Source organism: Cellulomonas hominis, assembly GCF_005239125.1.
Lineage (GTDB): Bacteria > Actinomycetota > Actinomycetes > Actinomycetales > Cellulomonadaceae > Cellulomonas > Cellulomonas hominis_A.
In genome coordinates, this window is sequence record NZ_SZYE01000061.1 from 1 (window position 1) to 18,795 (window position 18,795).

Annotated in this window: 20 protein-coding genes and 1 pseudogene; 10 read left to right on the plus strand and 11 right to left on the minus strand. The window is 74.4% G+C overall.

Going from position 1 to position 18,795, the window contains the following annotated elements; genetic code table 11:
- Window positions 1-115 (plus strand): annotated as a pseudogene (locus tag FA014_RS09420) (hypothetical protein); the annotation flags it as partial.
- A gap of 143 nt (window positions 116-258) precedes the next feature.
- On the plus strand, window positions 259-1,128 hold the full coding sequence (locus FA014_RS09425; protein ID WP_154729431.1) for a 1,4-dihydroxy-2-naphthoate polyprenyltransferase: 870 nt from the start codon (window positions 259-261) through the stop codon (window positions 1,126-1,128).
- A 21-nt stretch (window positions 1,129-1,149) separates the two neighbouring features.
- Here FA014_RS09425 and FA014_RS09430 read toward each other — a convergent pair whose 3' ends face one another.
- Window positions 1,150-1,440, minus strand: a complete 291-nt coding sequence (locus tag FA014_RS09430; protein ID WP_154729432.1) for a DUF4229 domain-containing protein — start codon at window positions 1,438-1,440, stop codon at window positions 1,150-1,152.
- 151 nt (window positions 1,441-1,591) lie between these two features.
- On the opposite strand from FA014_RS09430, the gene FA014_RS09435 reads away from it, so the two are divergent.
- Complete coding sequence (locus FA014_RS09435; RefSeq protein ID WP_154729433.1) at window positions 1,592-1,969, plus strand: PLDc N-terminal domain-containing protein; 378 nt, start codon at window positions 1,592-1,594, stop codon at window positions 1,967-1,969.
- A gap of 141 nt (window positions 1,970-2,110) precedes the next feature.
- Here FA014_RS09435 and ccsB read toward each other — a convergent pair whose 3' ends face one another.
- The 6 genes from ccsB to FA014_RS09465 are packed head-to-tail and all read right to left on the minus strand — an operon-like array spanning window position 2,111 to window position 7,764.
- Window positions 2,111-3,229, minus strand: coding sequence for a c-type cytochrome biogenesis protein CcsB (ccsB, locus tag FA014_RS09440; protein ID WP_154729434.1), 1,119 nt, complete (start codon window positions 3,227-3,229; stop codon window positions 2,111-2,113).
- A 5-nt stretch (window positions 3,230-3,234) separates the two neighbouring features.
- Window positions 3,235-4,947 (minus strand): cytochrome c biogenesis protein ResB, encoded by a 1,713-nt coding sequence (gene resB, locus FA014_RS09445; protein ID WP_154729435.1) that lies wholly within the window; start codon window positions 4,945-4,947, stop codon window positions 3,235-3,237.
- A gap of 2 nt (window positions 4,948-4,949) precedes the next feature.
- Window positions 4,950-5,870 carry a cytochrome c biogenesis CcdA family protein gene (locus FA014_RS09450; RefSeq protein ID WP_154729436.1) on the minus strand — a complete coding sequence of 307 codons (921 nt, stop codon included), beginning with the start codon at window positions 5,868-5,870 and terminating at the stop codon, window positions 4,950-4,952.
- Complete coding sequence (locus FA014_RS09455; protein ID WP_154729437.1) at window positions 5,867-6,502, minus strand: TlpA family protein disulfide reductase; 636 nt, start codon at window positions 6,500-6,502, stop codon at window positions 5,867-5,869. The genes FA014_RS09450 and FA014_RS09455 overlap by 4 nt, the downstream gene beginning before the upstream one ends.
- Complete coding sequence (locus FA014_RS09460) at window positions 6,499-7,155, minus strand: histidine phosphatase family protein (RefSeq protein WP_154729438.1); 657 nt, start codon at window positions 7,153-7,155, stop codon at window positions 6,499-6,501. The genes FA014_RS09455 and FA014_RS09460 overlap by 4 nt, the downstream gene beginning before the upstream one ends.
- Window positions 7,156-7,215: 60 nt before the next feature.
- A complete protein-coding gene (locus FA014_RS09465; protein WP_154729439.1) occupies window positions 7,216-7,764 on the minus strand; it encodes a MarR family winged helix-turn-helix transcriptional regulator in 549 nt (182 codons plus the stop codon).
- A 134-nt stretch (window positions 7,765-7,898) separates the two neighbouring features.
- Here FA014_RS09465 and FA014_RS09470 point away from each other — a divergent pair, with 134 nt between their 5' ends.
- The gene (locus FA014_RS09470) at window positions 7,899-8,456 is read left to right on the plus strand and encodes a YceI family protein (RefSeq protein WP_154729440.1); all 558 of its coding nucleotides are present in this window, start codon (window positions 7,899-7,901) and stop codon (window positions 8,454-8,456) included.
- Between the two features lie 243 nt (window positions 8,457-8,699).
- Here the strand turns inward: FA014_RS09470 and FA014_RS09475 are convergent, their stop codons facing one another.
- Window positions 8,700-9,437 carry a redox-sensing transcriptional repressor Rex gene (locus FA014_RS09475; RefSeq protein ID WP_154729441.1) on the minus strand — a complete coding sequence of 246 codons (738 nt, stop codon included), beginning with the start codon at window positions 9,435-9,437 and terminating at the stop codon, window positions 8,700-8,702.
- Window positions 9,438-9,446: 9 nt separating this feature from the next.
- Window positions 9,447-9,737, minus strand: coding sequence for a glutaredoxin family protein (locus tag FA014_RS09480; RefSeq protein ID WP_154729442.1), 291 nt, complete (start codon window positions 9,735-9,737; stop codon window positions 9,447-9,449).
- A gap of 35 nt (window positions 9,738-9,772) precedes the next feature.
- On the opposite strand from FA014_RS09480, the gene FA014_RS09485 reads away from it, so the two are divergent.
- Window positions 9,773-10,609, plus strand: coding sequence for an HAD family hydrolase (locus FA014_RS09485; protein WP_230323005.1), 837 nt, complete (start codon window positions 9,773-9,775; stop codon window positions 10,607-10,609).
- Window positions 10,606-11,184, plus strand: coding sequence for a GNAT family N-acetyltransferase (locus tag FA014_RS09490; protein WP_230323006.1), 579 nt, complete (start codon window positions 10,606-10,608; stop codon window positions 11,182-11,184). The genes FA014_RS09485 and FA014_RS09490 overlap by 4 nt, the downstream gene beginning before the upstream one ends.
- 42 nt (window positions 11,185-11,226) lie before the next feature.
- Here FA014_RS09490 and FA014_RS09495 read toward each other — a convergent pair whose 3' ends face one another.
- Together FA014_RS09495 and arfA are read right to left on the minus strand one after the other, a co-directional pair.
- Entirely contained in the window at window positions 11,227-12,300 is a 1,074-nt protein-coding gene (locus FA014_RS09495) for an arabinan endo-1,5-alpha-L-arabinosidase (RefSeq protein ID WP_230323007.1), read from the minus strand.
- Window positions 12,293-13,801 carry an arabinosylfuranosidase ArfA gene (gene arfA, locus FA014_RS09500; RefSeq protein ID WP_154729443.1) on the minus strand — a complete coding sequence of 503 codons (1,509 nt, stop codon included), beginning with the start codon at window positions 13,799-13,801 and terminating at the stop codon, window positions 12,293-12,295. Before arfA ends, FA014_RS09495 begins: the two co-directional genes overlap by 8 nt.
- A gap of 284 nt (window positions 13,802-14,085) precedes the next feature.
- Between arfA and FA014_RS09505 the strand changes: the two genes are divergently transcribed.
- The 4 genes from FA014_RS09505 (at window position 14,086) to FA014_RS09520 (ending at window position 18,777) form a co-directional block, all read left to right on the plus strand.
- Window positions 14,086-15,441 carry an ABC transporter substrate-binding protein gene (locus tag FA014_RS09505; RefSeq protein ID WP_154729444.1) on the plus strand — a complete coding sequence of 452 codons (1,356 nt, stop codon included), beginning with the start codon at window positions 14,086-14,088 and terminating at the stop codon, window positions 15,439-15,441.
- Between the two features lie 92 nt (window positions 15,442-15,533).
- The gene (locus FA014_RS09510) at window positions 15,534-16,523 is read left to right on the plus strand and encodes a carbohydrate ABC transporter permease (protein ID WP_230323008.1); all 990 of its coding nucleotides are present in this window, start codon (window positions 15,534-15,536) and stop codon (window positions 16,521-16,523) included.
- A 17-nt stretch (window positions 16,524-16,540) separates the two neighbouring features.
- Window positions 16,541-17,401 (plus strand): carbohydrate ABC transporter permease, encoded by an 861-nt coding sequence (locus FA014_RS09515; protein WP_230323009.1) that lies wholly within the window; start codon window positions 16,541-16,543, stop codon window positions 17,399-17,401.
- A complete protein-coding gene (locus FA014_RS09520; protein WP_154729445.1) occupies window positions 17,398-18,777 on the plus strand; it encodes an arabinan endo-1,5-alpha-L-arabinosidase in 1,380 nt (459 codons plus the stop codon). The genes FA014_RS09515 and FA014_RS09520 overlap by 4 nt, the downstream gene beginning before the upstream one ends.
- The last annotated feature ends 18 nt before the right edge of the window (window positions 18,778-18,795 follow it).

Sequence of the window (18,795 nt, forward strand, 5' to 3'; positions counted from 1 at the left end):
GCAGCGCCTGGTCGACCAGGCCCTCATCGAGCTCGACGGCACCCCGAACAAGGGCAAGCTCGGCGCCAACGCGATCCTCGGCGTCTCGCTCGCCGTCGCGCAGGCCGCGCGCGAGCTCGGCCTGCCGGTCACCGCGCCGGACGCCGCAGCCGGGACCTGACCCGCGCCGTACGTGCCCGCCCGGCGTTCCGGGTTACCGTCGCTGCACGCCGAACCACGCGCCGCGGCCCCGAGCCGCGGTCCCAGAACAGGAGCACCATGGCCACCGCCGCCGAGTGGGTCGCCGGAGCGCGCCCGCGCACCCTGCCCGCCGCCGCCGCCCCCGTCCTGGTCGGCACCGGCGCCGCCGCGCAGATCGAGTCGGCGCACCTGGGCCGGGCGCTGCTCGCCCTCGGCGTGGCCCTGGCGCTCCAGGTCGGCGTCAACTTCGCGAACGACTACTCCGACGGCATCCGCGGCACGGACGCCGACCGGGTCGGCCCGATGCGGCTCACCGCCAGCGGCGCGGCCCGGCCCGGCCAGGTGAAGGCCGGGGCGTTCGCCGCGTTCGGCGTCGCGGGCCTGCTCGGCCTCGCGCTCGTGGCCCTGAGCGGCCAGTGGTGGCTGCTGGCGATCGGCGCCCTGTGCGTGGCCGCGGCCTGGTTCTACACCGGCGGCCGGCGCCCCTACGGCTACCTGGGCCTCGGCGAGGTCGGCGTCTTCGTGTTCTTCGGCCTCGTCGCCGTCCTCGGCACCACCTACACCCAGTCCGGCACGCTGACCTGGCCCGCCTGGGTCGGCGCGGTCGCGGTCGGCCTCATCGCGTGCGCGCTGCTCATGGTCAACAACCTCCGCGACATCCCCACCGACGCCCTCGTCGGCAAGCGCACGCTCGCCGTCCGGCTCGGCGAGCACCGCGCCCGCCGCGCGTACGCCGTGATGGTCGTGCTCCCCGTGCTGCTCGGCGTCCTGTGCGCGCTGGCGAACCCGTGGGCGCTGATCGTCATGCTGCTGGCGCTGCCCGCGGGGGTGCTGGCGTTCACCGTGCTGGTCGGCGCCCGCGGCATCGCGCTCGTGCCGGTCCTCGCGGGGACGGGGATGTACGAGCTGGCGTTCGGGGTCCTGCTGGGGCTCGGCCTGGCGCTCTAGCGGGACCGCTGAGCCGCGGCGTCAGCCGCCGTTCGCCTCGCGCTCGGCGGCCTCGACCGCGGCGTCCTCCTCCGCGGCGTCCGCGCTGGCGGAGCGGGACAGACGGGGGCGGTCGCCGCGCGCCTCGGAGCGCGCCTGCAGCCAGAGCGCCGCCCGGTCGCGCGGGCCCCGGAGCAGCACGTAGGACAGCAGCGCCGCGAGCAGCGCGGCCCCCACGACGCCCAGCAGCCAGCCGGTGCCGGCCAGCACCAGGCCGACCAGGCAGACGACGAACAGGGCGAGGCGGAGCAGCGAGTAGGTCACGACGGGCACGCCCCCAGGGTAGGCCGACCGCGCGGCTGCCCGTGCCGTGCGGACCGCGGTACCGGGGCCCGGGACCGCCGGATGTGACGACCTCGTGCCGGTTCCGGCGATCACCCGGCCCGGGGCCGGGTGCGTGTGCGCGCCCTGGTTAGGGTGGAGCATGGCTCGCGCGCTCTTCTTCCTCGTGATCATCGGCCTGGCGGTCTACGCCCTCGCCGACATCGCCACGAGCGACGACCGCGCGCGTCGCGGCCTGCCGAGGGGCGCGTGGTTCCTCATCGCGCTCGTGCCGATCGCGGGGCCGGTGGTCTGGATCCTCACCAGCCGCGCCCAGCCCGCGGCCGGGCCCGGCGGCCCGGCGCAGGGGCACCGCCCCGGGCCGGGCGGATCCGGTCCGCGCCGGCCGGGACCGGTCGCGCCGGACGACGACCCGGACTTCCTGTGGCGCCTCGACCAGGAGCGGCGGCGCCAGCAGCGGGAGAACGGCACCGGTGACGGCAGCAGCGGCGACGTCCCGGACGAGGGCGCGCGCGGCTGACCTCCGCCGCACCGCGAGGCAGCCGCACCGTGGTGCTGCGAGCCCCCTGGTCCCCACCGGATCGGCGCACCGCACGCCGATCGATCGGGTGGTCCCGCGACGATCGGGTGGGAACCGGGCGGGCGCCGCGCGCCCCCGGGATCAGAGGCCGGAGTAGGAGTGCTTGCCGGTGACGAACAGGTTCACCACGGTGAAGTTCGCCAGCACGACGGCGTAGCCGACGTAGACGAAGTACGCCGCCTTGCGGCCGGCCCAGCCGCGGGTGGTGCGGGCGTGCAGGTACGCCGCGTACACGACCCAGGCGACGAAGGTGCCGACCTCCTTGGGGTCCCAGCCCCAGTACCGGCCCCAGGCGTGCTCGGCCCAGATCGCGCCGCCGATGAGCGTGAACGTCCACAGCACGAAGCCGATCGCGTTCAGCCGGAAGGACAGCGCCTCGAGCCGGCGGGCGGACGGGACGGTGCGCAGCCAGGACCAGGCCGGACCGGTGACCCGCCAGCGGGCGAGCGAGCGGCGCAGGCCGTCGGCGGACCGCCAGGGGTGGTCCAGGTGCGAGCGGCCGGTCTCGCGGCCGTCCTGGAGGACCTGGAGCACCGCGGTGGCGAACGCGACGGTGAAGATGCCGGTCGCGGTGATGGCCACGCCGACGTGGATGATCAGCCAGTAGCTCTGCAGGGCGGGCTGCACGGCGTCGGCCTGCACGTAGAACACGAGCAGCCCGAGCGCCAGGGCCAGCACGCCGATGCCCATGACGATCACGCCGAGGAACGGGATGACCCGCTTGCGCTGCACGACGGCGAGCACCACGGCGGCGACGAAGGTGCCGACCAGGGTGAACTCGTACATGTTCGCGGTGGGCCAGCGACCGGCGGCGACGCCGCGCAGCACGATGCCGGCGCCCAGCAGCACGATGCCGAGGTAGGTGGTGGTCCGGGCGATGCCGGTGGTGGCCGACGGCGCCGTCATGGGGCGCTCGGGCTCGGCGTCGTCGATCCTGCCGGACCGCGGCGCGACGTCCGCGTCCTCGGCGTCCACGTCGGCCGGCACCACCAGGCCGGACGGGCCGCCCGCCCCGACGGTCTCGCGCGCGGCGGCACGGGCCTGCTTCGCGGCGGCGACCCGGGCCGCCCGCTCGGCACGGTGCTCCGTGGACGTGGCCTCGGCGAGCCGGGCCAGCGCGGAGGTGTAGGCGATCAGGGCGATCGTGAACGCGGTCGCCGCCCCCCACACGAGCAGGGTGCTGATGTCGCCGATTGCCATGTCGTTCACCTTCCGGTCCGGCCGGTGGGCCCGTCGACGTCCGCTCCGCGGAGCCGGTCCATCGCCCGGTCGAGCTCCGCCTGCAGGCCCACGTCGTCACCGCGCGCCAGCGCGGCGGCGGTGACCACTGTACGGCCTGACCCGGGACCTTCGTCCCCCGCCGGACGCAGCCGCAGCCACACCCGGCGACGCGGTACGAACAGCGACGTCGCGAGGCCCGCGAAGGCCAGCAGAGCGAACGTCAGCACCCAGGCGAGCGAGGGGTCGTGCCGCAGGTCCAGGGCGACGAACCGCGGCAGCGCGTCGAAGGTCAGCGTGCCGAGCCCGTCCGGCAGGTCGACGGTGTCGCCCGGCCGGAGGTACAGCGTCACGGGCAGCCCCTCGTCGTCGAGCGACTGCGTGAGCCCGGTCTCGTCGAGCTGGTACACGTTCTGCGGGACGCCGTCGTCGAGGCCGAGGTCGCCGGTCCACACCGCCAGCGCGAGCAGCGGGTCGGTCGGCTGCGGGTCGACGGACCGGTAGATCCCGTCCGCGACCTGCTGGGCGGTGGGCAGCAGCACGCCCTGCAGGCCGATCTGCGGCCCGGAGGTGACGTCCGGCACCTTGATGACGCCCTGGGACGTGTACACGGTGTCCTGCGGCAGGAACGGCACCGCGCCGGAGAACGTCACGGCCCCGTCCGGGTCCCGCACGGTCACCTGGGGCGCGTACCCGTTGCCCTGGAGGTAGACCTTGGCGCCGGCGACGTCGAGCGGGTGGTTGACCTTGATCCGCTCCTGGACGCTCGCGGAGCCGGGCTCGGTGATCGTGACGTGGGCGGTGAAGTCGCGGGACTGCAGCGTGTCGGGGTCGAACGACGACTCGAAGGAGTCGAGCCGCATCGCGAACGGCTCGAGCGACGAGGCGCTGAACCCGGAGCCGGACTCGAAGCTGTCGTAGTCGCTCTGGGTGTTCGCGAACGCCCGGCCCTCCACGATGATCGCCTGGCCGCGGTAGTGCAGCAGCTGGCCGGTCGCGACCGAGACCAGCAGGCCGACGAGCGCCAGGTGGAACACGAGGTTGCCGGTCTCGCGCAGGTAGCCGCGCTCCGCGGCGACGCTCCACACCCCGCGGCCCTCGTCGCGGACGTCGACCCGGAACCGGCGCCACCAGCGCGGGCCCCCCAGCGCGGCGGCGGCCCGCCCGGCGACCTCCTCGGGCGTGCCGTCGAGCTCGGCGGACGCCTGGGCCGGGAACCGGTCGAACCGGCGCGGCGCCCGCGGCGGCCGGCCGCGCATCGCCCGCAGGTGGGTGCGGCTGCGCGGCAGGATGCAGCCGACCAGCGAGACGAACAGCAGCAGGTAGATCGCCGAGAACCAGACGGACGAGTACACGCCGAAGAACCCGAGCCGGTCGAGCAGCGGGCCGAGGTCCGGGTGGTCGGACAGGTAGGTCGCGACCTTGTCCGGGTCCTGGGCGCGCTGCGGGAACACCGTGCCCGGCACGGCGGCCACGGCGAGCAGCATGAGCAGCAGCAGGGCGACGCGCATCGAGGTGAGCTGCCGCCACGCCCAGCGCAGCCAGCCCACGACGCCGAGCGAGGGCAGCTGGGGAGCCGCCCCGGCGCCGCGGGGACCCGAGCCGTCGGCCGGGGGCTGCCCGGCGCTGAACGCGTCCTCGAGCCCCTCCGGGGTGTACCCGCGGGGCGAGGGCTCGGTGGTCTGTCGGTCGCGCGTCATTCTCACACCGCCGGGACGAAGGGCTCGGCGCCGGTGAGCAGGCCCTGGAGCCAGCCCGCCCACGCGGACCAGAGCCCGGTGACCAGCGCGACACCGAGCAGGAGCAGGAGGCCGCCGCCGACCCGCATCACCGCGAGCCGGTGCCGGGCGAGCCAGTCGAGGGCGCGGCGGCTGCGCTGGAGGCCGAGCGCGACGAGCACGAACGGCAGGCCCAGACCGGCGCAGAACGCGAGCGCGAGCACCGCGCCGCGGCCGGCCGAGCCGCCGTCGAGGGAGAGCAGGAGGATCGCCGCGAGGGTCGGTCCGATGCACGGCGTCCAGCCGACGCCGAAGGTCACGCCCAGGACGGGCGCGCCCCACAGTCCCGCGCGCGGGGCGAGCACCCGGCGGCTGTCCCGCTCCAGGAACGGGACCAGGCCGAGGAACGCCAGGCCCATGACGATCACGCCGACGCCCAGCACCCGGGACACCGGGTCCTGCCAGCGCAGCAGGAACGAGCCGAGCGAGCCGGCGAGCGAGCCGTAGGCGAGGAACACCGCGGTGAACCCGGCGACGAACAGCAGGACGCCGAGCACGAGCCGCCCGCGGGACGGAGCGGCACCGGGGACGACCCCGGCGCCGGCGCCCTCGTCGGTGGCCGGCCGGGTCAGCGCGGGCTGCGCCGGGAGCGCCCCGGCGAGGTCGAGCACCGCCCCGCCGCCGGCGGCCGGGGCGGCGGCGCGCACCCGCGCGGACCGCCGGGAGCCCGGGGCGGACGCGGCGGACATCCCGCCGAGGTAGCCGACGTAGGCGGGGACCAGCGGCAGCACGCACGGCGACGCGAACGACACCAGCCCGGCGAGCAGCGCCACCGGCACCGCCGCGAGCAGCGACCCGGACGTGGCCGCGTGCGCGAAGGAGTCCCCGACGTCGGCGAGGATCACGCGGGGTCCCCGCCGTCCTCCGCGAGCACCTCGTCGATCAGCGCGCGCAGCGTGGAGCCCTCGGCCAGGCCGACGATGCGGGCCGCCACCTTGCCGTCGCGGTCGAGCACGACCGTCGTCGGGGTGGCCTGGATCGGCACGATGCCCTGCAGCGCGGCGACCGCCTGCTTGTCGCGGTCGTCGATGCTCGGGTACGGCACGTCGAAGGTCTGCTGGAACGGCTCGGCCGCCCCGGCGTCGTCGACCCCGTTGATGCCGAGCAGGTGCACGCCGGCGTCGGCGTACTCGTTCGCGATGTCCACCAGGTCGGGCGCCTCCTCCCGGCACGGCGGGCACGCCGCGTACCAGGTGTTGAGCACGACGACGTCGCCCCGCCAGTCGGCGATGTCCACGGCGTCCCCGGCGTAGTCGGTGCCGGCGACCTCGACGGGGCCCTGCCGGTCGGCGACCGCCCACTGCGTGAACGAGCCGTCGCCCGAGACGTAGCCCTGGTCGGCGACGTCCTCCTCCGACCCGGACCCGCCGCCGGACGAGCACGCCGCGAGCGCCAGGGCGGCGCCGACGGCGACGGCGGCGACGCCGGCGCGGCGGAGGCGGGCCGGGGTGCGGCGGGCGGTGCTGCGGGGGGTCATGCGCCCGCCACCGCCGAGGCGCCGGGGAGCAGGTCGGCCGCGGGCTCGGTGTAGCCGATGCGGACCAGGCGGTCGTCCTCGTAGGTGAGGGAGGTGAGCGACGCGAGCGAGCACTGCCGGCGGCGCGGGTCGTGCCACAGCCGGCGGTCCTCCAGCGCGAGCCGGGTGACCCAGATCGGCAGCTGGTGGCTGACCAGCACGGCCTCGTGGCCGCGGGCCGCCTCCCGCGCGACGTCGACGACCGCGAGCATCCGCCCGACCTGCTGCCGGTACGGCTCGCCCCAGGACGGGCGGAACGGGTTCACCAGCAGCGGCCAGTGCCGCGGGTGCCGCAGCGAGCCGTCGCCGACGCCGAACGTCAGGCCCTGGAACCGGTTCTCCGCCTCCAGCAGCCGCTCGTCGGTGGTGACCGGCAGGCCGACGGCCTCGGCGATCGGGGCGACCGTCTCCTGCGCGCGGGTCAGCGGCGACGCGAACAGCGCGGTGACGTCGCGGCGCGGCCCGTCGAGGCGTCCGGAGAGGTGCGCGGCGACGCGCTCGGCCATCTGCCGGCCCCGCTCGGACAGGTGGTACCCGTCGAGCCGTCCGTAGAGCACGCCCTCGGGGTTGTGCACCTCGCCGTGCCGCATGAGGTGGATGGTGGTGGCGACCATGGGGCCAGTCTCGCAAACCCGGCTGGGTGATCGTGCCGCCGGGGCCCGCCCTGGGGACGATCAGCGCCCCTCGGCGTCCTCCGCGGCGGCGACGGCCTGCGCGCAGTCGGCCTGGAACGCGGCGCCGACGGCGGCCATCGCCTCGCCCAGGGCCTGCATCTGGACCGGCGTGAGCACGTCGACCAGGTGCCGGCGGACCGACTCGACGTGCGACGGCGCGGCGTCGACCAGCCGGCGCCACCCCGCCTCGGTCATGGTGCAGTTCACACCGCGGGCGTCCTCGAGGCAGGGGGCGCGCTCGACCAGCCCGGCGGACTCCATCCGGCGGACGGTGTGCGTGAGGCGGCTCCGGGAGTGCGCCAGCTCACCGGCCAGCTCCGACATGCGCAGCGTGCGCTGCGGCGCCTCGGACAGCCGGACCAGCACCTCGTACTCCCCGAGCGACAGCCCGGAGTCCTCCTCCAGCTCGTGCGCGAGGACGTCGAGCAGCCGGGCGGTCCCGTCGCGGTACGCGCGCCAGGCGCGCTGCTCGTCCGCCGTCAGCCAGCGGACCCCGTCCTGGGACCGCGGGGCGTCCGCCCTGGTCCCGCCGGTGGTCGTGGTGCTCATCGCCGTCCTCCTCCCGCGCCCCCTGTGACGTCGGTGGCTGATCGTCCCACAGGCCTTGCGCAGCGGGCCCCACTGTAGTAGAAATCTCAACTAACCGCAGTTGATGCTTCAACCAATACTTCGCAGGAGGCACCATGTCGACCACGACGCTCCCCACCGCCCTCACCGCCGGCACCTGGACGATCGACCCCTCGCACACCGAGGCGTCCTTCACCGTCCGCCACGCGGGCATCTCCAAGGTCCGCGGCACCGTCGCGGTGACCTCCGGGACCATCACCGTCGCCGAGGACCTCACCCTCTCCGGCGTGACCGCCTCGCTCGACCCGTCGACCATCGCGACCGGCGACGCCAACCGCGACGGCCACCTCAAGGGCTCCACCGACTTCTTCGACCTGGAGAAGTTCGGCGAGTGGACCTTCGCGTCGACCTCGGTCCGCGCGGACGGCGACGACTACGTCGTGACCGGCGAGCTCACCATCAACGGCGTGACCAAGACGGTCGAGCTGGCCACCGAGTTCGGCGGCGCGGCCACCGACCCGTTCGGCAACCAGCGCGCCGGCTTCTCCGCCTCGGTGACCGTGTCCCGCAAGGAGTTCGGCATCACCTGGAACGCGGCCCTCGAGGCCGGCGGCGTCCTGGTGTCGGACAAGGTCGTCATCAACCTCGAGGTCTCGGCCATCAAGCAGGCCTGAGCCTCCCCGCACGACCCCCGCGAGGGCCCGGTCGACCGCGCACCCCTGCCGCGGCCGACCGGGCCCTCGCGGCGTCCGGGCCGGCGGGCTGCCCGGTCGGAGCCCCGGCCGCCGAGAGAGCAACCGACACGTCGAGCGAGCAGCTGCCGACTACTCGCTCGACGTGTCGGTTGCACGGTCGGCGCGGCAGGTGGGCGCGCGCGAGGGCGCGGGCGCGCGGCGCCAGCCGGCGCCCCGCCGGGGTCAGTCGGCGGCGGGGACCGGCTCGGGCGCCGCGGCATGCTCGGGCACCCCGGCCACCGGCCCGGTGACCGGGTCCACGACGGCCGCCGGCGCCGCACCCGGCGACGCCGCCGCGCCCGAGCGCTGGCGCGCGTGGAACCCGAGGATCTGCAGCTCCGACCCGAGGTCGACCTCGCGGACGTCCACCCCGTCGGGCACCCGCACCGTGCGCGGCGCGAAGTTCAGCACCCCGGTGATGCCGGCCGCGACCAGGCGGTCGGTGGTCGGCTGCGCGGCGGAGGCCGGCGTCGCGACGATGGCGATGCTCGCCTCCCGGTCGACGACCGCCCTCTCCAGGCCGTCGACGTGCTGGACGACGTGGCCGCCCACCTCGGTGCCGACCAGCTCGGGGTCGGTGTCGAACAGGCCGACCAGCACGAAGCCGCGGTCGGCGAAGCCGGAGTAGGTGGCGAGGGCGTGCCCCAGGTTGCCGATCCCGACGATGACCAGACGGCGCTCCTCGGTCATGCCGAGGGCCTGGGCGATCTGCCGCCGCAGGTGGTCGACCTCGTACCCGACGCCGCGCCGGCCGCCCGCGCCCAGGTAGGACAGGTCCTTGCGGAGCTGCGCGGGCGAGGCGCCGACGAGCTCGGCGAGCTGGTCGGACGACGTGGTGGTCACGCCCTCCGACGCGAGGCCGCCGAGGGAGCGCAGGTATCCCGGCAGTCGGGCGACGGTGGTCGGCGGCAGGGCTCGCACGACGACAGCCTAGGCCTGCGAGGACGCCGCGAGGGCGTCGACGAGCCGGTCGCGGTCGATCTGCCAGTAGCCGACCCGGGCGCCGTCGACCTCGACGACCGGCAGCAGCTCGCCGTAGGCCGCCGCGAGCGTGCGCCCGTCGCGCGCGGTACCGCCCGCGTCGACGTCCACCTCGACCCACGGCTCACCGCGCTCGGCGGCGACGGACGCGACCAGGTCGCGCGCCGCGTCGCACAGGTGACAGCCCGGGCGGGAGTACAGGACGAGGCGGGGCCCGGGGCCCTCGGCGGTGGTCGGCACGGCACGAGCCTAGGTCGGTGGCTACAGTGGCGGGCGTGCCCGAGCCCACCGAGCCCCCGACCGGCGCGCCCGTGCCGACGGCGCCGACGGGACGCGTGGCCGCGTTCTTCGACGTGGACAACACGATCATCCGCGGTGCCAGCTCGTTCCACCTGGCCGTCGGCCTGTACCGGCGCGCCTTCTTCCGGCGCTCCGACATCGTCCGGTTCGCGGTGCACCAGTTCCGCTACCTGACCTTCGGCGAGAACCGGCAGCAGATCGACGAGGTCCGCCAGCGGGCGCTCGAGATCATGCACGGGCGCTCGGTGGCCGAGGTGGTCGCGATCGCGGAGGACATCTACGACGAGGTGCTCTCGCTGCGGATCTTCCCGGGCACGCAGCGCCTGCTGGACCAGCACCTGCGCGCCGGGCACGAGGTCTGGCTGGTCACGGCCACACCGGTCGAGATCGCCGACATCATCGCGCGCCGCCTGGGCGCCACCGGTGCGCTCGGCACGATCGCGGAGCACAAGGACGGCTTCTACACGGGCCGCCTGGTCGGGGACCTGCTGCACGGCCGCGCGAAGGCGGAGGCGGTCCGGGCGCTGGCCGAGCGGGAGGGCCTGGACCTGGAGCGGTCGTTCGCGTACGGCGACTCGACCAACGACGTGCCGATCCTGTCCGAGGTCGGCTTCCCGTGCGCGATCAACCCGGACGGCCGGCTGCGCAAGCACGCGGCCGAGGTCGGCTGGCCGATGCGCGAGTTCCGCGGCCGCCGGAACGCCACCCGGCGCGGGGTCGACGCGGCCACGGTCGCGGGCTCGGTGTGGGTGCTGGGCCTCGTGGTGCGGACGGCGCGCCGGGCGATCCGGGCCCGCTGGGGCGCGCGGTGACCGCGGCGGGGTCCGGGGCCGTCCCGCGGGCCGCCGGGTCCACCGACGCGCCGGTGGTCCGCCGGGCGCGCGCCGACGAGGCGACCCCGCTCGCCGACCTGGCCGCCGCGACGTTCCCGCTGGCCTGCCCGCCGTCCTCGACGCCCGAGGACCACGCCGCGTTCATCGCCGCGCACCTCACCCCGGAGCACGTCGCCTCCTACCTCGCGGACCCGACGCGCGACCTGCTGGTCGCCGACGCCGACGGCGAGCTGGTCGGCTACACGATGCTCGTCGCGGGCGAGCCGTACACCGCCGAGGTCGCCGCCGTCGTCCCGCTGCGCCCGACCGTGGAGCTCAGCAAGTGCTACGTGCTGCCCGGCCGGCACGGCGGCGGCGTGGCGGGTGCGCTGATGGCTGCGAGCCTCGACGCCGCCCGCGCGCGGGGGGCAGCCGGGGTGTGGCTGGGCGTCAACGGCGAGAACCTGCGCGCGCAGGCGTTCTACCGGCGCTCCGGCTTCGAGGTCGTCGGCGAGCGCACGTTCCAGGTCGGCGACCAGCGGCACCACGACCTGGTCCTGCACCAGCCCCTCTGACCCCCCCGGGCTCCTGGAGCGGAGCGGCCCCGGTCGGCGGGGTCAGCCCGCCTGCTCCTCCGCGGTCGACAGCACCGGCCAGCCGTCGGCGTCCCAGGCGATCTCGCGGAGGCCCAGGGTCGGGGTACCGCCCGTGGCCGCGTCGTAGTAGTGGTACGCCAGGACGCCGCGCGACGCCGACTGGCCGCCGGGGCCGACCCGGTCGCCGGCCGACTCCAGCAGCACGTCCCCGCCGTCCAGGAGCAGGTCCGTGCCGTCCCGGGTCAGGTACGGCCCGGTGACGTCCCGCGACCGCCCGACGGCGACCTTGTACGTCGAGTCGGTGCCCTGGCAGCACGCGTCCTGGGACACCAGCAGGTAGTACCAGCCGTCGTGCGGCACGACGTACGGGGCCTCGATCGCGTGCGGCGCGGACAACCGGCTCGCGAGCCCCACGGGCGACGCCCCCGCCGCCGGCAGTCCGTCCGGCCACGCCAGCTCGACGACCTGGATGCCCGACCAGTACGACCCGAACAGCATCCAGGGCGTGCCGTCGGCGTCCTCGACGATGCCGGGGTCGATCGCGTTGTAGTCGTCGGTCGGCTCCGACCGCCAGACCTCGCCGCGGTCGACCCAGCCGTAGTCCGGGTCGTCGGGGTCGAGCGTCGGGCTGGTGCGCAGGCCGATGACGGAGCGGTTCGACCCGAACGTCGACGCGGCGTAGTACAGGTACCAGGTGCCGTCGTGCTCGTAGAGCTCGGGCGCCCAGTAGTTCACGACGCCGGGGACGGCCTCCTGCGCCCACCGCGGGGAGTCGGACGGGCCCCACGCGGTGCCGAGGTACTCCCAGGTCGCGCCGCGGTCGGTCGACCGGCGGACCTGGACGGCCCCGGCGTTCTCCCGCCCGTCGCCGGTCGAGTACACGTACCAGGGGTCGTCGCCCTCGCCGACGACCAGCGCCGGGTCGTGCACGCCGACGTCGCCCGCCACCGGGAGGTCGGTCGCCGCGGGGTCGGCGCCGGCGCGCGCCGCGAGCGCCACGCCCCCGGCCGCCACGAGCGCGACGGCGGCCACCGCCGCCGCGACCAGGAGGCCGCGGCGGCGGGGACGGGGCGCCCGGGCGTCGCCCTCAGGCACCGAGCCGGACGACGTTCCACGACACCGGCGGCACCTGGACGGTGAGCCGCCCGCCGTCGACGGCCGCGGAGTCGTTGTCCCGCGGCAGCACCGCGGTGTCGTCGTCGGCGGTGGCGACCCAGGTGTGGTCCGGGTTCGACAGGGTGGTGGCGCCGAGCACCCGCAGCCCCGGGATCGACCGCGTGTCGACCTCGAGGGTGACCGTCTCCGTGGTCGAGCGGTTGACCGCGAAGAGCGCGACCGCGCCGGTCTCCGGGTCCCGGGTGGCCACCGCGTCGACGAGCGGGGCGTCGCCGAACTTCGCCGTCTCGTACGTCGGGGCGTCGATCGCGACCTGCAGCACCTCGCCGGTCGCGTACCGCGAGGCCTGGGCGAACGGGTGGAACGTCGTCTGCCGCCAGATCCGGCCGCCGGGCTCGGTCATGATCGGGGCGATCACGTTGACCAGCTGGGCGAGCGACGCGGAGTGCACCCGGTCGGTGTGCCGGAGCAGCGAGATGAGCAGGTTGCCCACCACCACCGCGTCGGCGACGTTGTACTTGTCCTCGAGCAGGACCGGCGCGACGGGCCAGTCGTCGCCCGACGGCGGCACCGACTCGGCGCGCTTCTGGTACCAGACGTTCCACTCGTCGAACGAGATGTGGATCCGCTTGGCGAGCTTCTTGTGCGCCCGCACGCCGTCGGCCACCGCGGTCACCGAGTCGATGAAGTGGTCCATGTCGACGGCGGAGGCCAGGAACGACCCGAGGTCGCCGTCCTCCTCGGCGTAGTACGCGTGCGCCGAGATCATGTCGACGTACTCGTAGGTCTCGGAGAGCACCGTCTGCTCCCACTGCCCGAACGTCGGGATCGGCACGCCGGACGAGCCGCAGGCGACGAGCTCGAGGTCGGGCTGGATCATCCGCATGGCGCGGGCCGTCTCGGCGGCCAGCCGGCCGTACTCGTGCGCGGTCTTGTGCCCGATCTGCCACGGGCCGTCCATCTCGTTGCCCAGGCACCAGAGCTTGATGTCGTACGGCTCGGCAGCGCCGTTGGCCCGGCGCTGGTCGGACAGCGCGGTGCCGCCCCTGACGTTGCAGTACTCGAGCAGGTCGAGCGCCTCCTGGACGCCGCGGGTGCCGAGGTTGACGGCCATCATCGCCTCGGTGCCGGAGGCCTTCGTCCAGCGCATGAACTCGTCGACGCCGACCAGGTTGGGCTCGGTGGAGTGCCAGGCCAGGTCAAGCCGGCGGGGCCGCTGGTCGCGCGGGCCGACGCCGTCCTCCCACCGGTAGCCGGACACGAAGTTGCCGCCCGGGTAGCGGACCGTCGAGACGCCGAGCTCCCGGGTGAGGTCGATGACGTCGCCGCGGAACCCGTCGGCGTCGGCGGTGGGGTGCTCCGGGTCGTGGATGCCGGTGTAGACGCACCGCCCGAGGTGCTCCACGAACGCGCCGAACGTGCGGCGGCGGACGGGCCCCACGCGGAACGCCGGGTCGATGGTGAGGGTGACGGTGGTCATGTGAGGCGCAGCTCCTTCGCTGTCCGGTCTACATCGTTGTAGGACGATCGTGCCCGCCGCGGCGGGACCCGTCAACCATGGCACCGCGACCCGGACGGCGCGGGCACCCGGCCGTGACCAAACCGTTGCTTGACCGCCCGACGTGAGCCGTGCCACCCTCTCCAACGTTGTAGTGCAACGATGTAGAACCCGAGGTCAGAGCCGCCCTCGTCCCCCGGTCCGCCACCGACGGCCGACCGGCGCGCGCTCGGCCTCGCCGGTCCACGAGTGGAGGCAACGGCGCGATGACCACGAAGACCCTGCGGGCGGCAGCCCTGGCCCTGGCCGGGGCGCTCGCCCTGACGGCGTGCGGCTCCGGCGGCGGCAGCGACGACGACGGCGGCTCCGGCGGCGGAGACACCCTGACGTTCATGTTCCGCGGCGGCGCGGACGAGAAGGCCGCGTACCAGGCCGCGATCGACAAGTTCACCGAGGACACCGGCGTGAAGGTCCAGATGACCGTCACCGACGCCGACCAGTACGCCACCAAGCTCCAGGCGGCGGTCTCGGGCAACAAGGTGCCCGACGTGTTCTACATCGAGCAGGCCAACCTGCAGTCCTACGTGGCGTCCGGCGTGCTGCTGGACATCACCGACCAGGTGGAGGAGGCCGGCGTCGACCTCGACAACATCTGGGAGTACGGCGTCGACTCCTACCGGTTCGACGGCACGCTCCAGGGCACCCCCGAGGGCCGGCTGTACGGCCTGCCGAAGGACGTCGGCCCGTTCGCGTTCGGCTACAACAAGACGATGCTCGAGGCCGCGGGGATCCCGCTGCCCGACCCGGACGTCCCGCTGAGCCTGGACGAGTTCCGCGACATCGCGAAGCAGCTGACCACCGACACCGACGGCGACGGCGCGGTCGACCAGTGGGGCACCGGCCTCAACGTGCAGTGGAACCTGCAGTCGATGGTGTGGAGCAACGGCGGCGACTGGACCAACGAGGACCGCACCGAGGTCACCGTCGACACCCCGGAGTTCGCCGAGGCGCTCCAGTACTTCGCCGACCTCACCACCGTCGACGGGGTCACCCCGAACGCGTCCGAGGCCGCGACCCTCGACACCTACCAGCGGTGGATGGCCGGCGAGATCGGCTTCTTCCCGGTCGGGCCGTGGGACGTCAGCGTCTACAACGACCTGGACTTCGAGTACGACCTGATCCCCTGGCCCGCCGGCAGCACCGGCGAGTCCGCCACCTGGGTCGGCTCGCTCGGCATCGGCGTCTCCGCGACGTCGTCGAACCCGGACGCCGCCGTGCAGCTCGCGACCTACCTGTCCGCCGACCCCGACGCCCAGCAGACGCTGGTCGACGCGAACGTGCAGATCCCGAACCTGGTCGACGTGGCCGAGGAGTGGGCCGCCGCTCCTGACGCGAAGCCCGCCAACCGCCAGGAGTTCCTCGACATCGTGCAGGACTACGGCCGCGCCATGCCGGCCTCGTTCACCTACGGCGCCGAGTGGTACGACGAGCTCTGGGTGAACATCCAGCCCGTGCTCGACGGCAAGCAGACCGCCGCGGACTACCTCGCCGAGGTCCAGCCGAAGATGCAGGCGCTGCTCGACGAGTCCAACGCCAACGCCGAGATGGCGGGCGGGGCCTGACCACCCCACCCCCGCTCCCCCGCCGCGCCGGCGCGCCGCCCCTGACCGGGCGGGCCCGGCGCGGCGGGGCCGCCTCGTGAAGGAGCACCGGGATGTCACGGACCACCGCTGAACCCACCCCCGTCCCCACCGCGCCCGCCGCCGGCATCGTCCCGCCCGACGGCGACGACCGCGGCTCGGCGCAGCACGCCCGGCAGGCGATGCGCCGCCTGCACCGCACCGAGCACCGCTGGGCCGCCGCGTTCGTCGCCGCCCCGGTCGTCGGCTTCCTCGTCTTCACGCTGTACCCGCTGGGCTACGCGCTCTACGCGTCGCTGACCCGGTGGAACGGCCTGACGGCACCGCAGTTCATCGGCCTCGACAACTACGTGGCCCTGCTCGGCGACGAGTACTTCCGCAAGACGCTGTGGAACACCGCGTTCTACATGATCGGCATCCCGATCGGCCTGGTGCTGGCGCTGCTGCTGGCGATCGCCCTCAACCGGAAGATCCCCGGGCAGACGGCGTTCCGCACCATCTACTACGTGCCGGTGATCTCCTCGCTGGCCGCCATCGCGATCGTCTGGCAGTTCGCCTACAACGGCGACTTCGGCCTGGTGAACCAGGTGCTGTCCTGGTTCGGGATCGACGGCCCCGACTGGCTGCAGAACACCGCCACGGTCAAGCCGGCCATCATCATCATGGCCGTCTGGAAGGGCCTCGGGTACTCGATGCTGCTGTACCTGGCGGCCATCCAGTCCGTGCCGCGGTCCCTGTACGAGGCCGCCTCGCTCGACGGCGCGAACGGCTACCACCGGTTCCGGTGGATCACGCTGCCCATGGTGCGCCCGGTGACGTTCTTCCTGGTCGTCACGAACGTCATCGCGGGGTCGCAGATCTTCACCGAGATCAACATCATGACGCCGACCGGCGGACCCGAGTTCAGCTCGGCGTCGATCGTCTACTACATCGTGCGCAAGGCGTTCAAGTACCAGCAGATGGGCTACGCCACGGCGATGGCCGTCGTGCTCGGGCTGATCGTCTTCGTCGTCACCCTCATCCAGTTCCGCCTGAACCGGCGCAACTCGTTCAGCATCGACTGACGGGGGCAGGAGCAACCATGAGTCGCAAGACGCCGATGGGCATCACCGCCCAGAACCGCGTGATCAACACGATCCTGTTCGTCGTGCTCGCCCTGGGCGCGGTCGTGATGATCGCGCCGCTGCTGTGGATGGCCACCACCGCCCTCAAGACCAAGGCCGAGGTGTTCGCGCTGCCACCGGTGTGGATCCCGGGGTCCCCGCAGTGGGACACGTTCGTGCGGATGTGGACCGAGGCGCCGATCCTGTCCGGCTTCAAGAACAGCGTCGTCGTCGCCGGCACCGTCACGATCGTCGGGTCCGTCACCTCGTCGCTGGCCGCGTTCGCGCTGGCGAAGATGCGGCTGCCGTTCAAGAACGCGATCTTCCTCGGCCTGCTGACCGGGCTGATGATCCCGTTCCCGACCCTGATGATCCCGCAGTTCGTGATGTTCTCGAAGATCGGCTGGGTCGACACCCTGCTGCCGCTGATCGTGCCGCTGCTGTTCGGCAACATCGTGATGATCTTCTTCCTGCGGCAGTACCTGTCCAGCGTGCCCGACTCGATGGTCGAGGCGGCGAAGATCGACGGCGCCTCCTACCTGCAGGTGTTCCGGAAGATGATCTTCCCGCTCATCCGACCGGCCATCGCGGCGCAGTTCATCCTCTGGTTCATGACCATCTGGAACGACTACCTCGCGCCGATCCTGTACCTGAACACCGAGTCGAAGCAGACGCTGCAGGTGGTCATCGCCAACCTCAACGTCGAGTACGCCACGCAGCGCGACTACCCGCTGATCATGGCCGCGTCGTTCGTGGCGCTGCTGCCGATCCTCGTCGTGTTCCTGATCTTCCAGCGGCAGATCATCGAGTCGGTCGCGCTGACGGGGGCGAAGGGATGACGCTCACCGAGCCGGACGCGGCGGCGGTCGCCGCGCTCGACGCGACCGCGACGTGGGGCGGGCGGCACGCGCACGACCCGACCGCGGTGCGCGACGACGACGGCACGTACTGGCTGTTCTCCACCGACGCGTCCGGCGACGGGCCGCTGCCCCGTGCCGGGGTCCAGGTGCGCCGGTCCGAGGACATGGTGACGTGGACCTTCCAGGGCTGGGCGCTGGACGGCGTGCCCGCGGACGCGGCCGCCTGGTCGGGCGCCGAGGGCCTGTGGGCGCCCGACGTCGTGCGGGTGCCGGACACCGTCGCGGTGCCGGACGCCGAGCGGTGGCGGATGTACTACTCCGCGTCGAGCTTCGGCTCCCGCACCTCGGCGATCGGGCTCGCGACGGCCCCGCACCCCGCCGGCCCGTGGACGGACCGCGGGCTCGTCGTCACCAGCCGGCACGACGTCGACGGGCCGAACGCCATCGACGCGAACGCCGTGGTCGACGCCGACGGACGGCACTGGCTGGTCTACGGGTCGTTCTTCGGCGGCATCCACGCCCTCGGGATCGACCCCGCGACCGGCTTCGTGCTCGGCTCGGGAGGCCGCCCGCGCCCCGGGCCCGGCCTGCTGCTCGCCCGGCGGCCGCACGCCGTCGAGGCGGCGGTCGAGGGGGCGTTCGTGCTCCCCCGGCCCGGCGGCGGGTACGCGCTGCTGACGTCGTTCGACTCGCTGTTCGGCACCTACCACCTCCGGGTCGTCGCGGGGCCGTCGGTCACCGGGCCGTACGCCGACGTCCGCGGACGGTCCGCGACCGACCTCGCGGCCGACCCGGTGGGCAGCACCGTCCTGGCCGGGCACCGGCTGGCGGGGGGCCGCGGCTGGCTGGCGCCCGGCCACGCGTCGGTGCTGACCGAGCCGCTGCCCGGCGGCGGCGCGCGGCAGCTGCTCGTGCACCACGTGCGGGACGCCGACGAGCCCACGCGGCACGAGGTGCAGGTCCGGCGGCTCGCCTGGACCGCCGGCGGCTGGCCGCTGGTGTCCCCGCAGCCGTGGGCCGGACCGGGCCGGGAGCAGGACGACGAGGCGGGGTGGCCCGCGTCGGTCGCGGAGCTCGCCGGGACCTGGGAGGTCGTGACGTACGCGCGCGGGGACGCGTTCACGGCGTCGGCGCAGCGGGTCGTGGGCGCCGACGGGCCGCCCGGGGCCGTGGCGCTGGGGCGGGGCCGGTTCGCGTGGGACGCCGCCGGGTCGTCGGGGCGCGCGGGTGCCGTCGAGGCCGTGGTGTTCCCCGCCTGGGACGCGGTGCGCGGCCGGGCGACGCTCGCCGGCGCGGCGCTGGACACCGGGACCGGGGTCGTCACGGTCGGGACCCTCGTGGGGGTGGCGCGGTGAGCGCCGGTCCGGCGGGCG

Bases quoted from the DNA above. Each gene is read 5' to 3' on its own strand.
- FA014_RS09425 (WP_154729431.1), top strand. From the start codon at position 259: ATGGCCACCGCCGCCGAGTGGGTCGCCGGAGCGCGCCCGCGCACCCTG.
- FA014_RS09505 (WP_154729444.1), top strand. From the start codon at position 14,086: ATGACCACGAAGACCCTGCGGGCGGCAGCCCTGGCCCTGGCCGGGGCG.
- FA014_RS09510 (WP_230323008.1), top strand. From the start codon at position 15,534: ATGTCACGGACCACCGCTGAACCCACCCCCGTCCCCACCGCGCCCGCC.
- ccsB (WP_154729434.1), bottom strand. From the start codon at position 3,229: ATGGCAATCGGCGACATCAGCACCCTGCTCGTGTGGGGGGCGGCGACC.
- FA014_RS09460 (WP_154729438.1), bottom strand. From the start codon at position 7,155: ATGGTCGCCACCACCATCCACCTCATGCGGCACGGCGAGGTGCACAAC.
- FA014_RS09470 (WP_154729440.1), top strand. From the start codon at position 7,899: ATGTCGACCACGACGCTCCCCACCGCCCTCACCGCCGGCACCTGGACG.
- arfA (WP_154729443.1), bottom strand. From the start codon at position 13,801: ATGACCACCGTCACCCTCACCATCGACCCGGCGTTCCGCGTGGGGCCC.
- FA014_RS09520 (WP_154729445.1), top strand. From the start codon at position 17,398: ATGACGCTCACCGAGCCGGACGCGGCGGCGGTCGCCGCGCTCGACGCG.
- resB (WP_154729435.1), bottom strand. From the start codon at position 4,947: ATGACGCGCGACCGACAGACCACCGAGCCCTCGCCCCGCGGGTACACC.
- FA014_RS09465 (WP_154729439.1), bottom strand. From the start codon at position 7,764: ATGAGCACCACGACCACCGGCGGGACCAGGGCGGACGCCCCGCGGTCC.
- FA014_RS09435 (WP_154729433.1), top strand. From the start codon at position 1,592: ATGGCTCGCGCGCTCTTCTTCCTCGTGATCATCGGCCTGGCGGTCTAC.
- FA014_RS09455 (WP_154729437.1), bottom strand. From the start codon at position 6,502: ATGACCCCCCGCAGCACCGCCCGCCGCACCCCGGCCCGCCTCCGCCGC.
- FA014_RS09515 (WP_230323009.1), top strand. From the start codon at position 16,541: ATGAGTCGCAAGACGCCGATGGGCATCACCGCCCAGAACCGCGTGATC.